Source organism: Phenylobacterium sp. GW821-FHT12F10 (assembly GCF_058806695.1).
The window spans coordinates 550,295-562,908 of record NZ_JBXAPY010000003.1 but is presented as its reverse complement, the minus strand read 5'-3'; the positions used below and the strand labels follow the sequence as shown (position 1 = coordinate 562,908).

Annotated in this window: 15 protein-coding genes; 12 read left to right on the top strand and 3 right to left on the bottom strand. The window is 70.2% G+C overall.

Annotated elements, in window-relative coordinates; genetic code table 11:
- Positions 1-72: 72 nt before the first annotated feature.
- The 4 genes from AC1RN5_RS18845 to AC1RN5_RS18830 are packed head-to-tail and all read left to right on the top strand — an operon-like array spanning position 73 to position 3,202.
- Complete coding sequence (locus tag AC1RN5_RS18845) at positions 73-696, top strand: TetR/AcrR family transcriptional regulator (protein WP_493042844.1); 624 nt, start codon at positions 73-75, stop codon at positions 694-696.
- A gap of 1 nt (position 697) precedes the next feature.
- Positions 698-1,744: an alpha/beta hydrolase gene (locus AC1RN5_RS18840; protein ID WP_493042842.1), complete on the top strand. Its 1,047-nt coding sequence runs from the start codon at positions 698-700 to the stop codon at positions 1,742-1,744.
- Positions 1,744-2,727, top strand: coding sequence for an NADPH:quinone oxidoreductase family protein (locus tag AC1RN5_RS18835; RefSeq protein WP_493042839.1), 984 nt, complete (start codon positions 1,744-1,746; stop codon positions 2,725-2,727). The genes AC1RN5_RS18840 and AC1RN5_RS18835 overlap by 1 nt, the downstream gene beginning before the upstream one ends.
- A gap of 4 nt (positions 2,728-2,731) precedes the next feature.
- Positions 2,732-3,202 carry a DUF6882 domain-containing protein gene (locus AC1RN5_RS18830; RefSeq protein WP_493042837.1) on the top strand — a complete coding sequence of 157 codons (471 nt, stop codon included), beginning with the start codon at positions 2,732-2,734 and terminating at the stop codon, positions 3,200-3,202.
- Here the strand turns inward: AC1RN5_RS18830 and AC1RN5_RS18825 are convergent.
- Positions 3,199-4,437, bottom strand: coding sequence for a hypothetical protein (locus AC1RN5_RS18825; RefSeq protein WP_493042835.1), 1,239 nt, complete (start codon positions 4,435-4,437; stop codon positions 3,199-3,201). The two genes, AC1RN5_RS18830 and AC1RN5_RS18825, sit on opposite strands and share 4 nt — an antisense overlap.
- Before the next feature lie 116 nt (positions 4,438-4,553).
- On the opposite strand from AC1RN5_RS18825, the gene map reads away from it, so the two are divergent.
- Both map and AC1RN5_RS18815 read left to right on the top strand, forming a co-directional pair.
- On the top strand, positions 4,554-5,300 hold the full coding sequence (gene map, locus AC1RN5_RS18820) for a type I methionyl aminopeptidase (RefSeq protein ID WP_493042833.1): 747 nt from the start codon (positions 4,554-4,556) through the stop codon (positions 5,298-5,300).
- 358 nt (positions 5,301-5,658) lie between these two features.
- Positions 5,659-6,069, top strand: a complete 411-nt coding sequence (locus AC1RN5_RS18815; RefSeq protein ID WP_493042832.1) for a M15 family metallopeptidase — start codon at positions 5,659-5,661, stop codon at positions 6,067-6,069.
- On the opposite strand, the gene AC1RN5_RS18810 is transcribed toward AC1RN5_RS18815, so the two are convergent.
- Complete coding sequence (locus AC1RN5_RS18810; RefSeq protein WP_493042830.1) at positions 6,066-6,743, bottom strand: hypothetical protein; 678 nt, start codon at positions 6,741-6,743, stop codon at positions 6,066-6,068. The genes AC1RN5_RS18815 and AC1RN5_RS18810 overlap by 4 nt on opposite strands.
- 96 nt (positions 6,744-6,839) lie before the next feature.
- On the opposite strand from AC1RN5_RS18810, the gene rpmH reads away from it, so the two are divergent.
- The 6 genes from rpmH (at position 6,840) to AC1RN5_RS18780 (ending at position 11,282) form a co-directional block, all read left to right on the top strand.
- The gene (rpmH, locus tag AC1RN5_RS18805) at positions 6,840-6,974 is read left to right on the top strand and encodes a 50S ribosomal protein L34 (protein WP_215343146.1); all 135 of its coding nucleotides are present in this window, start codon (positions 6,840-6,842) and stop codon (positions 6,972-6,974) included.
- Between the two features lie 23 nt (positions 6,975-6,997).
- The gene (rnpA, locus tag AC1RN5_RS18800) at positions 6,998-7,390 is read left to right on the top strand and encodes a ribonuclease P protein component (protein ID WP_421934186.1); all 393 of its coding nucleotides are present in this window, start codon (positions 6,998-7,000) and stop codon (positions 7,388-7,390) included.
- A 13-nt stretch (positions 7,391-7,403) separates the two neighbouring features.
- Positions 7,404-9,200, top strand: a complete 1,797-nt coding sequence (gene yidC / locus AC1RN5_RS18795; protein ID WP_493042825.1) for a membrane protein insertase YidC — start codon at positions 7,404-7,406, stop codon at positions 9,198-9,200.
- Positions 9,197-9,874 (top strand): ribosome biogenesis GTP-binding protein YihA/YsxC, encoded by a 678-nt coding sequence (yihA, locus tag AC1RN5_RS18790; RefSeq protein WP_493042823.1) that lies wholly within the window; start codon positions 9,197-9,199, stop codon positions 9,872-9,874. Before yidC ends, yihA begins: the two co-directional genes overlap by 4 nt.
- A gap of 65 nt (positions 9,875-9,939) precedes the next feature.
- Positions 9,940-10,419 (top strand): hypothetical protein, encoded by a 480-nt coding sequence (locus tag AC1RN5_RS18785; protein WP_493042821.1) that lies wholly within the window; start codon positions 9,940-9,942, stop codon positions 10,417-10,419.
- A gap of 107 nt (positions 10,420-10,526) precedes the next feature.
- Positions 10,527-11,282: a Crp/Fnr family transcriptional regulator gene (locus AC1RN5_RS18780; protein ID WP_493042819.1), complete on the top strand. Its 756-nt coding sequence runs from the start codon at positions 10,527-10,529 to the stop codon at positions 11,280-11,282.
- Between the two features lie 12 nt (positions 11,283-11,294).
- On the opposite strand, the gene AC1RN5_RS18775 is transcribed toward AC1RN5_RS18780, so the two are convergent.
- Positions 11,295-12,563, bottom strand: coding sequence for a Xaa-Pro dipeptidase (locus AC1RN5_RS18775; RefSeq protein WP_493042817.1), 1,269 nt, complete (start codon positions 12,561-12,563; stop codon positions 11,295-11,297).
- Positions 12,564-12,614: the final 51 nt, after the last annotated feature.

The window sequence follows — 12,614 nt, the reverse complement described above, 5'->3', positions numbered from 1 at the left end:
ACGCGTGGCGGTTGGCGAGGCGGGCTTCGAGTGTCTAGTATGACACCCGTCACGATTTGATTTCAGGAATAGATGTCCCAGGTCGCTTATCTACCGGTCGGCAAACGCGAACAGACCAAGGTCCAGAATCGCCAGGCCATTCTCGACGCCGCGCGCGAGGTGTTCGGGGAGTTGGGTTACGAGGCCTGCACGGTGCGCGACATCATCCGGCGCACCGGCCTCGCGGCCGGCACCTTCTACAACTATTACCGCTCCAAGGATGAGGTCTATGTCGCCCTCTCCGACGAGGGGGCCCGGCGCTTCACCCCGCTGCTGAAGGCCCAGCGGGCCCAGTCGGCCGACTGGTCGAGCTTCGTCCGCGCCGCCATCGAGGCCTATTTCGGTTTCCTGGCCGACGAGCACAAAAGCTGGCTGGCGCGGCGCCCGGTGGACGAGCCCATTCCCCACGTGCACGGCGAGACCCCGGAAATGACCGCGGTGTTCAACGAGGTGCGCCAGGCCATCGTCGACGAGATCGCCCGCGGCGGCGCCCCCGGCGCCGACCCGGACTATCTGGCCGCCGCCTGCATCGCCATCGCCCGCGAGGTCGGCGAGAAGATGGTCGCCCGCCGCCCCATCGACACCAAGGCCGCCGCCGACTTCGTGGTCGCGCTCATCGAGGGGGGCGTGAAGGGCCTGCCCAAGTCTCCGGTCTAGGATGGCCAGCGTCTCAGCCCAGCGGTTCATGGTCCGCACCCTGCTTTCCCTGCCCGCCCCCATCCTGCGCCTGCTGTCGGGCGGCGGCGTGGTCTATCGCGGCGGGCGCACCCTCGATCCGCGCCTGCAGTTCCTGGCCGCCGGCGCCGCCCGCGCCCCATCCATGACCACCCTCAGCCCCGAGGAGGCCCGGCGGGCCAACACGCAGGGCCTGGCCGCCCTCGGCGGTCCCCCCGAGCCCGGGGTGCGCACCGAGAGCGTCAGCATTCCCAACGGCGCGGAGTCCATCCCCGCCCGCGCCTACCGCCCCGAGAACCAGGACCCCGCCGCGCCCCTGATGGTCTTCGCCCACTTCGGCGGCGGTGTGATCGGCGACCTGGAGACCTGCGACACCTTCTGCGGGATCCTGGCCAGGATCGCCCGCTGCCCGGTGCTGTCGGTGGCGTATCGCCTGGCGCCGGAGCACCGCTTCCCCGCCGGGCTGGAGGACGTGCTGGCCGCCTATCGCTGGGGCCGCGACAACGCCGCCCGCTTCGGGGCGCCGGCCGGCCGCGCGGCCATCGGCGGCGACTCCATGGGGGGCAACTTCGCCGCCATCGTCGCCCAGGAGCTCAAGCGCGCCGGGGAGGCCCAGCCCGACCTGCAGCTACTGATCTATCCCTGCACCGATGTGGCCAGCGAGACCGCGTCCATGACCACCTATGCCGAGGCCTTCCCCCTCAGCCGGGCGATGATGGACTGGTTCATGGGCCACTATATGGGCCCCGAGGCCGATCCCGCCGATCCACGCCTCTCGCCCGTGCGCGCGCCCGACCTCTCGGGCCTGGCGCCGGCCGTGGTGGTGACCGCCGGCTTCGATCCCCTGGTGGACCAGGGCGAGGCCTACGCCAAACGGCTGAAGGACGCCGGGGTCCCCACCGTCTATCGCTGCTATGACAGCCTGGCCCATGGCTTCACCGCCTTCACCGGGGCCGTCCCCTGCGCCGACACCGCCTGCCGCGAGATCGCCGGCCTGGTGCGCGAGGGCTTCGAAGGGCGGATCCACTGATGCGCGCCCTGGTGGTCGAGGCCCTGGCCGCCGACTATGGCGGCTGCGTGCTCAAGGAGATCCCGACCCCGGACCCCGGTCCGGGCGAGGTGCGCATCCGGGTGAAGGCGGCCGCCGTCAACTTCCCCGACCTGCTGCAGACCCGCGGCGAGTACCAGCACAAGCCGGCCCTGCCCTTCATCCCCGGCATGGAGATCGCCGGCGAGGTCGAGGCCCTGGGGGAGGGCGTCACCCAGTGGAAGCTCGGCGACGCCGTGGTCGGCGGCGCCCGCATCGGCGGCTTCTCGGAATATGCGGTCACCCCGGCCGCCGCCCTGCGGCCCAAGCCCGCCAACCTCTCCTTCAGCCAGGCCGCCGGCTACGCCACCGCCTATCTGACCGCCTATGTCTCCCTCGTCCGCCGCGCCCAGGTGGAGCCGGGCGAGTGGGTGCTGGTGCACGGCGCCGCCGGCGGGGTGGGCCTGGCCGCCGTAGACCTGGCCAAGCATCTCGGCTGCAAGGTGATCGCCGCCTCGGCCTCCGACGACAAGCTGGCCATCGTGGCGAAGGAATATGCCCCCGACGCCACGGTGAACGTCACCGGCGGCTTCCGCGAGAAGGTCAAGGAGATCACCGGCGGCCGCGGGGCCGACGTGATCTACGACCCCGTGGGCGGCGACGTCTTCGACGAGAGCGTCCGCTGCATCGCCTTCAACGGCCGCATCCTCTCCATCGGCTTCACCTCCGGCCGCCTGCCGGTGCTGCCGGTCAACATGGCCCTGATCAAGGGCTTCTCGGTCATGGGCGTGCGGGCCGGCGAATATGGCCGCCAGTTCCCCGAGAAGGGCCGCGAGAACATCGCCGCAGTCTGGGCGCTGGCCAATGAGGGCAAGGTCCATCCCCGCGTCGACCACGAATATCCCTTGTCGGAATGGCGCGAGGCCTTCGAAAGCCTCGCCAACCGCAAGGTGGTGGGCAAGACCATCGTGCGGCCGGACCTCTAGGCGCGTGGCCGCGCCCGAGGACTATGCCGACTTTCGACAGGCCGCCTGGCGGGAGCTGGAGGCGAAGAACGCCCGCATCTATGGCGACTTCAGACTCAGCCACTGGCCCCGCTACGACTACGACCTCAAGGCCGGGACCCTCACCTTTTCGGACGCCACCGGGCCCAAGGTGGTGGCGACGATCCAGATCGCGGGCAGTGTCTCGCTCCAGGCCGACGACTGGCTGTGGGCCTGGGCCAATCCCCATTGGCCCGACGGGGTCTGCGAGGACGCGCTGGCCACCCGCCGCCATGGGGAAGAGCATGGGATCCTGGAGCTTGTCGAACAGCATGCGCGGGCCGCCAACACCATGCAGCTGGCCTGGGAGCTGACCGCGGTCGCGGTCCGCCTCACCGGCGCCATGGGCGCCTATCGCGCCCCCGACGCCAACACGCCCATCTTCCTGCTCATCAAGGATATCGCCTTCGCGGGCTAGGGGACGGGGAAGCCGGTCAGGTCCCAGGTGGCCTTGGAGCTGTTCGGCAGCACCACGATGGCGTCGTGGGCGAAGATGTAGTCCCGCAGGGCCCCCTGCTGGTCGACGGGAACCTGGCCCGCGAAGGCCCGCGACCAGGGGTGCAGGGGCCGCAGGTCGACCACCACCGGCTGTTTGGGCGGGCCGTCGGGGAACAGGGCCTTCATCCATTCCCCCTCCTCGGTGACGTCGGAATTGTATCCGCCCACGGGGACCACCACGATCCCGTAGGCCTCGGCGCCGTTGGAGATGGCCAGCTCGTGGGCGAAATTGCCGAGGGTGAAGGCGCCGCCGGGGCTGCGGCCGCGATACATGTGCCAGCTTCCGAACTTGAACATCACCTTGGGCGGGGCGCCGGCGCGGGCCACCTGGCGGTAGTGGTCCATGAAGGCGCGCTTGAAGAGGGCCTCGCGCTCGGTGTTGTTGTAGAGCCCCACCCGCTCCCCGGCCATGGCGCGGCGATTGTAGGAATAGATCTCCGCCGAGGTGACGATCCCGGTCAGCAGGACGTCGGCCCGCGAGCCCGGCTTGGCGGCGAAGGCGGCCTTCAGGGCGGTCAGCCGCGGCAGGGTGGTGGGATCGTCGTGGATGAAGCCGCCGGGGCTGGTCCGACTCTCCTTGGTCCGCGCATCCTCCAGCAGGGCCTGGGCGGTCGCCCGGACCGCGGCGTTGGGCGCCAGGGCGACCAGCTCCTCCAGGTAGCGGATCGAGCCCTGGGCCTGCTCCAGGCCCCAGACCGAGGGGTCCCCCGGGCGGGCGGAGGCGGTGGCCTGGGCCAGGAAGCCCAGGTCCTGGTCCGAGGAGAAGCCGAGATGGGTCGGATGGCTGCGGGAGAAGGCGGCGATCTTCTTCACGTCGCCCCGATAGGCGGGGCTGTTGAGGTCGGCGATCGCCAGCGGGTCCTGCTCCACCGCCAGGTAGCGGAAGCCCAGATCCTGCCGCAGCCGGCCATAGAGGGCGCCGGCGAAGATCGGGACCTCGTGGTCGTGGTGGCTCTCCCCCAGCAGCACGAACTGCGCCCTGGCCATCTGGCGCATCAGGAAGTCGGCGCCCGGTCCGGCCAGCCTGCCGCCCGCATAGGTGAAGGGCCGGGTGTTGGCCGCCAGCAGGGCGCGGGTGTCCACCGGCGCCGGTATCTGGGCGGCCGCGGCGCTCGCCAGGCCCAGGGCCGCTAGGATCGACAACAGGATGCGCATCGGATGTTCCCCCTCAGGACGGGCGAACTATGCCGGGCGACACGCGCCTCACAACTTACAACGCGGCAATGTCGCGGCCCCTTGGGCCCGGGCCCATTCGGCGCCATCTTCCGCCCATGACCATCGGTAGCGAAGACGAACTCGACAAACTGCGGGCGGCCGGAAACCTCGTGGCCCGCACGCTGGCGGCCATGGGCGCGGCCCTGGAGCCCGGCGTCACCACCCGCGAGCTGGACCAGCTCGGCCGGGCCATGCTGGAGCGCGAGGGCGCGCGATCGGCCCCGGAGGTCACCTACGACTTCCCCGGCGCCACCTGCATCTCGGTGGGCCCGGCCTGCGCCCACGGCATCCCCGACGACACGGTCATCAAGGCCGGCGACCTGGTGAACATCGACGTCTCGGCCGAGATCGACGGCTTCTTCGGCGACACCGGCGCCAGCTTCGCCGTGCCTCCCATCGCCCCCAGGATCGAGCGCCTGTGCCGCGACGGCCGCCGCGCCATGTGGACTGGCATCCGCTCGGTGAAGCCCGGCGCCAAGCTCAACGAGATCGGCCGGTCCATCGAGGGCTTCGCCCGCAAGAACGGCTACAGCCTGGTGCGCAACCTGGCCTCGCACGGGGTCGGCCGCTCCCTGCACGATGAGCCGGGCGACATCCCCACCTGGTACGAGCCCCGCGATGAGCGCCGCATCTCCGAGGGCCTGGTCTTCACCATCGAGCCCTTCCTCTCCCTCGGCGCGGACTGGGTCGAGGAGCTGGCGGACGGCTGGACCCTGCGCCCCGCCGGCGGCCAGCCCACCGTGCAGTACGAACACACCCTGGTGGCCACCTCGCGGGGGCCGGTGATCCTGACGCTGGCGTGAGCATCCGCTGGGGCGCGCTCCTGGCGCTGATGGCGCTGCTCGGCGGCTGCGCGACCTTGCGCCTGGCCCCCTCGCCGGGCCCACGGTCCCTGGCCCGCGCCTATCCCGACCAGGTCTGGGGCGTGCGGGACGGCCAGCTCATCATGGCCGACGGGACGCGCTTCCCGATCTCCGGGGGCGGATCGGTCAAAACCACCGAACAGGCCCTCGACCGGGCCGACATCGCCGACATGTTCGCGGAGCCCTACCGGCGCGGGCCTCAGCGAAAGCCGCCGAGGGGTGATCCGGGCCGGGCGCGCTACGAGCCTCTGTTCCTGAAGATGTACGGGGACTGCGCCAGCGGACATTCCAGGCCCATATGCGCCGGGTCCCCTGGATGCCGATGTCGGCCCAGGGCGGCTCGGTCAACGTCACCACCGTCAACGGCGTCGACCGCGCCCTGGAGGCCGTGGTGGCCGATCTGGAGAAGCTGCCGCCGGAGATGACCCGGTACCTGGTCCCCACCGCCGGCGCCTACAACTGCCGCGTCGTCGCCGGGACCGCCCGGCGCAGCATGCACGCCTACGGCGCGGCCATCGACATCTCCACGGCCTGGGCCGACTATTGGCTGTGGAAGGGCGGCGAGGACGCGGTCTGGGCCAATCGCATCCCGCCGCAGATCGTCGCCGTCTTCGAGCGCCACGGCTTCATCTGGGGCGGCCGATGGCGGCATTTCGACACCATGCACTTCGAGTACCGCCCGGAGCTCCTACCCCGCCGCAGACCCTAGTTTTCGCCGGCCACCAGGGCGAGATCGGCGGTCAGGGCGATCCGCTGCAGTTCGCGCCCGTCGATGTCCAGGCGCGCCACCCCGTCGGGACCGGAAAACAGCACCAGGTCGGCCCGCGGGCCGCGATAGAGGGTCCCGTCGTGCGGCGGGAATTCCGAATGGACGGGTCCGGCGGCCACGAACCCCAGGGCCGCCAGGTTCCCCGCCGCCGCCGGCAGATCCTGCGCCCCCACCCAGACCCTGCGCAGCCGCGTGCCTGCGTCCGGCGGGCTGTCGGGTGGATAGAGGGGGCCGGAGAAGTCCGGCAGCCGCCAGGGGGCTGGGTCGTCGGCATATTCGATGGCCGAGATCTGGGTCAGCAGGCCTTGGCCCCGGCGGAACATCAGCATCGACCAGGGCTGGTCCTGGGCCGGGTCGGTGATCGGCTCGCGCCGGTGACTGCGGAAGGCCCAGCCCTTGGCCGCGGCCAGGGACTCCAGGTCGGCGAGCGGTCCTTGCAGGATCAGGGCGGCCGGGGTGGCGCTCTCTCCGAAGATGTCCAGGAAGGGTCCGTTGGCGAACCGCACCCCCACCGAGCCCTGCGGGTCCCCCGCGCGGTAGCCCGCCAGCAGCGGCCGCCCGGACAGGGCGACGACCTTGGCCGCCAGCCCGTCACGGTCCAACGCGCGGATCACCACATGATCGATCCTAAACCTTTGACCGCTAACGGTTGACATCGCCTGCCCCACCCCTTATTCCCCGCCGCTCGATTTCGACCCGGAGCCAGTCCCGTGAAACGCACTTTCCAGCCCTCCCGTCTCGTGCGCGCACGCCGGCACGGCTGGCGTTCGCGCATGGCCACCAAGAACGGCCAGAAGGTGATCGCCCGTCGGCGCGCCAAGGGTCGTAAGCGCCTGACCGCCTAATACCAGGGTCTTGGGGCGTCCGCATGACGGACCCCGTCTTTCCCATCGAACATCTGAAGATCCGGCCTGATTTCCTGGCCGCGGCCAAGGCGCCCTCGTGCGCCCGCGGCGCCGTGGTGCTGCAGGCCCGTCATCGGGCCGACGATCGCCCCCTCGTCCGGATCGGTTTCACCGCCACCCGCAAGGTCGGCGGCGCGGTGGTTCGCAACCGCGCCAAGCGCCGGATGCGCGAGGCCGCCCGAGCCTTGGTCCCGGTCCTGGGCAAGCCCGGCTTCGACTATGTCTTCATCGCCCGGGGCGGCGCGCCGACGCGCCCCTGGGCGCGTTTGCTTGACGATGTGAAAAGCGCGCTGATAAGCCTCGGCGCCGATAGCGACACCCGCGCGCCCGACCGCGCTCCTCCCCCTTCCGTTTGAGCGCGCGCCCCTCATGCAAGACAACTCAAACCGCAACACGATCATCTTCGTGGTCTCGGCGATGGCGCTGCTGCTGGCCTACCAGTTCCTGGTCATGGGCCCGCGCGCCAAGCAGCGGGAGGCCGAGCTGGCCCGCAACCCGCCGGCCGCCAGCGCCCAGGTCCAGGCCCAGAACCTCACCAAGGCTCCGCCCACCGCCGCCGAGGCCCTGGTTTCCCGCAATGTCGCCGCCGCCGCCAGCCCGCGGGTGCGCATCGAGACCCCGGCGCTCTCGGGCTCGATCTCCCTGCGCGGCGCCCGCCTGGATGACCTCTATCTGAAGCAGTACCGCGAGACGGTGGCCAAGGACTCCCCGCCGGTGGAGCTGCTGCGCCCCGAGGGCGCCCAGCACGCCCAGTTCGCCGAGTTCGGCTGGGCCGGCGCCAATGTGCCCGGCCTGCCCACCGCCGACACCGTCTGGACCCAGACCCAGGGCGCGACCCTGGCGCCCGGCGCCCCGATCACGCTGTCCACCACCAACGGCGCGGGCCTGACCTTCACCCGGCAGATCTCGGTGGACGACCGCTTCATGTTCACCATCGCCGACACCGTGGCCAACACCGGGACGGCGGCGGTGACCCTCGCCCCCTACGGCTCGGTGCAGCGCCAGGGCCTGCCCGCCGACATCGGCAAGAACTCCATCGTCCACGAGGGCGCGGTGGGCTGGCTGGGCAATGAGCTGCGGCTGATCAAGTTCAAGAAGTGGTCCAAGGACGGCGGCGCCTCCTATCCCACCACCGGCGGCTGGGCCGGCATCACCGACAAGTACTGGCTGGCGGCCCTGATCCCGGCCCAGACCGAGGCGGTCCAGAGCCAGTTCCGCGTCACCAAGAGCGGCGGCTTCGACATCTTCGAGGCCAACTATGTGGGCGCCGCCCGCGTCATCGCGCCCGGCCGCCAGGTCACCGAGACCCAGCGCTTCTTCGGCGGCGCCAAGACCGTGCCGGTCCTGAAGGCCTACGAGACCAATCTCGGCGTGCCGCGCTTCGACCAGGCCGTCGACTGGGGCATGTTCTGGTTCTTCACCCGGCCGCTGTTCCAGTTCCTGGAGTTCATCCACGGCCACGTCGGCAACTTCGGCATCGCCATCCTGCTGCTCACCGTGGCGGTGAAGGTGGTCTTCTTCCCGCTCGCCAACAAGAGCTACGAGTCGATCACCAAGATGAAGAAGGTGCAGCCCCAGATCGAGGCGCTGCGCGCGAAATACAAGGACGACGCCACCAAGCAGCAGACCGAGCTGATGGCCCTCTATCAGAAGGAGAAGATCAACCCGGTCACCGGTTGCCTTCCCATGCTGCTGCAGATCCCGGTCTTCTACGCCCTGTACAAGGTGCTGACGGTCACCATCGAGATGCGGCACGCCCCCTTCTTCGGCTGGATCCAGGACCTCTCGGCCCGCGACCCCTCCACCGTGTGGAACCTGTTCGGTCTGATCCCGTGGAACCCGGCCAGCCTGCCCATGGTCGGCGGCCTGCTGGACACCACCCTGCACATCGGCGCGCTCGCCCTCTGCTACGGCGTGACCATGTGGCTCACCACCTCGATGAACCCGCCGGCCGGCGACCCCGTCCAGCAGAAGATCTTCCAGTTCATGCCGATCATCTTCACGTTCATCATGGCCCCCTTCGCCGTGGGCCTGCTGATCTACTGGACCTGGTCCAACATCCTGACCATCATCCAGCAGTACATCATCATGCGGCGCTTCAAGGTGGATAACCCCATCGACAGCCTGATCGCCAAGATCACCGGCAAGCCCAGGCTCCAAGAGTGAACACCGACGGGACCTTCGACGAGGCCGAGATCGAGGCCGCGCGCGTCCTCTTCGCGCGCCAGGCCACCTTCCTGATGGGAGCCGTCTCGGTGGACGGCCTGCCGCCGTCGGACATGCCCGAGGTCGCCTTCGCCGGCCGCTCCAATGTCGGCAAGTCCTCGCTGATCAACGCCCTGGTGGGCCACAAGAAGCTGGCCCGGGCCTCCAACGAGCCCGGCCGCACCCGCGAGGTGAACTTCTTCGTCCTGGACGACGCCATCCGCCTGGTGGACCTGCCGGGCTATGGCTGGGCCCGCGCCTCCAAGATCACGACGAAGAAGTTCCAGAACCTCGGCCGCGACTATCTGCGCGGCCGGGCCAACCTGAAGCGCGCCTATCTGCTGATCGACGCCCGGCACGGCCTCAAGGAGGTCGACATCGAGCCGATGGACGCCTTCGACAAGGCCGCGGTCTCCTACCAGATCATCCTCACCAAGGCCGACAAGATGAAGCCCGCCGAGGTCGCCGCCCTGGTGGAGCGCACCCAGAAGGCCATCGCCAAGCGCCCCGCGGCCTTCCCCCGCGTCCTGGCCACCTCCTCCGAGAAGGGCACGGGCATCCCCGAGCTGCGCGCCGAGGTGGCCGCCGCCTGCGAGGTCCTGCCCCTCACCGAGCCCTCCGCCGTCACCGATTAGGCGCCGCGGCCCGACACGGCCTAAGACCGGAGGCGAACCTTCGCCATAGCTTCCGGAGACCGAACTTGGCCGCTCCCGAGACCGCGCCCCGGCGCAACCCCGCCGCCCTGATGATGACCGTGCGCCGCTGGCACACCTATCTGGGGGTCTTCATCGCCCCCAGCATCCTGTTCTTCGCCGTGACCGGCGCCCTGCAGCTCTTCGCCCTGCACGAGGCCCACGGCGCCTATCAGCCCGCCGCCGTCATCGAGAAGCTGGGGGAGCTGCACAAGAACCAGCGCTTCGCCGCCAAACCCAAGCGCCCGCCCCCCGCCGCCAGCGCCGCCAAGCCCGAGGCCGCCAGGGCGCCCGAGCCGGAAAAGGCCAAGCCCCTTGCGGTCCAGGCCTTGAAGTGGCTGTTCCTGCTGGTCTCGGCGGGCCTGGTGACCTCCACGGTCCTGGGCCTGTGGATGGCGCTGATCTCCACCCGCCGCCGGGGCCTGATCCGCGGCCTGCTGGCGGCCGGCCTGGTGATCCCGGTCCTGCTGGTGGTCCTGCAGGGCTGAGCCCCCTTCCCGCCGCCCGCGCCGTCCGACTCCGTCGGGTTCCGGACAAGCGGAGCCGTTCGGCCAATCGTGCGTTCTTGCCAGGTCGGTACCTGGGGAATTGTCGCATGAACAAGGTCGTCACCGCGCCGGACAGCACGGACCCGTCGGGCCCGCATCCGCGCCTGTCCAATCGCCTGCTGGCCGCCCTGTCCCTGCGGGACTTCGCGGTCCTGGAGCCGCACCTGGAGCTCGTCGCCCTGCCCCGCGGGCGGGTGCTGTTCGAGCCCGGCGACGATGTGGGCACCACCTATTTCCCCTGCCGCCAGACCATGGCCTCCCTGCTGATCGTCACCCGTGACGGGCGCGAGGTGGAGGCGGCCACCATCGGCCGGGAGGGCGCCGTCGGCGGTATCGTCAGCGAGGGCCACAAGCCCGCCTTTGGCCGCGCCGTGGTGCAGGTGGCCGGCTCGGCCTACGCCATCTCCACCAGCCACCTGGAGGCCGCCAAGCTCGGCTCGGCCCGGTTCGGCGACCTCTTCTCCCGCTACGCCGACGCCCTGCTCGCCCAGATGATGCAGTCGGTGGCCTGCAACGCCCTGCACACGGTGGAGGAGCGCTGCTGCCGCTGGCTGCTGGCCACCCACGACCGGGCCGGCGACAAGATCATCCACCTGACCCAGGAATCCCTGGCCGAGATGCTGGGGGTCCAGCGCACCACGGTCTCGGCCGTCACCGCCCAGCTGGCCGCCCGCGGCCTGCTCAAGACCCACCGCGGCCGGGTGGAGATCCTCGACCGCGCCGGCCTCGAGAAGGCCTCCTGCGAATGCTACGAAGCCGTCGAGCACCACTTCGCCACGGTCCTGCCCGAGGTGGCGCTGTAGGGACGCCGATGGTCAGGGCGCCTTCACCACGTCCCCGCCCTTCATCACGAAGGCCGGGTGCTCCAGGACGGTGACGTCCTTCAGGGGATCGCCGGTCACGCCCACGAGGTCGCCATAGGCGCCCACCTTCACCTGGCCGACGTCCTTCTCCTGGCCGAGCGCCTGGGCGGCGGTGACCGTGGCCGACTGGATGGCCTGCAGCGGGGTCGCGCCATAGCGCACCATCACCGCGAACTGCTTGGCGTTGTCGCCGTGCGGGTAGACCCCGGCGTCGGTGGAATAGATCATCTTCACCCCGGCCTTCAGGGCCTTGGCGTAGTTCTGCCGCTGGATCTCGCCGATATCGCGGTCCTTGCGCAGGTTATCCTCCAGCACGCCGTTCTTCTTGCCCTCGGCCTGGGTGTAGTCGGTGTTGTAGATGTCCATGCCGAAGTAGGTCCCCTTCTGCAGGGCCAGCTTGATCCCCTCGTCGTCCACCAGGCTGACATGCTCGATGGTGTCGACGCCGGCCAGGATCGAGGCCTTGATCCCCGGCGCCCCGTGGGCGTGGGCGGCCACCTTCAGACCGGCCATGTGGGCCTCGTCGACGATGGCCTTGATCTCCTCCAGGGTCAGCTGCTGGGCGCCCGGCTCGTCCCCGTGGGAGAAGACCCCGCCGGTGGCGCAGATCTTGATCACCTGGGCGCCGTACTTCTTCAGCTTGCGCACCATGCGGCGGCCCTCGTCGGGGCTGTCGATCACCGCCTCGGCCACCTGGTTCATCGAGGGCGGGAAGAAGGTGGAGTCGCAGTGGCCGCCGGTGGCGCCGATGGCGTAGGTGGCGGTGATGATGCGCGGTCCCACCACCAGCCCGTCGTCGATCGCCTCGCGCAGGCCGACATCGTCATAGAAGTCGGCGCCCACATTGCGGATCGTGGTGAAGCCGGCGTCGAGGGTGTCCTTGGCGTAGCGGGTCGAGGCCACCGCCCAGTAGGCGTCGGACTTCTCCAGATAGTTGTAGCCCCCGAACAGCGGCGACGAGGTGATGTGGGTGTGCATGTCGATCAGGCCCGGCAGCAGGGTCACCCCGGGCAGGTTCACCGCCTGCGCCCCGGCCGGGGTCGCGTCCCCCTGCTTGCCGACCGCGGTGATGCGGCCGTCGGTGATGATCACCAGGGGCTTTTCGGTGACCTTGCCGGTGGCCACGTCCACCAAGCGCTCGGCGCTGACCGCCACGGTCTTGGCCTGGGCGCCGGTGGCGAAGAGGACGGCCGCGCAGGCGAACAGGGCGGAGAAGCGCATGGGGGGATACCTTCGGGGGTTGGACTCGGACGGTGACGCTAGCACGAAGCC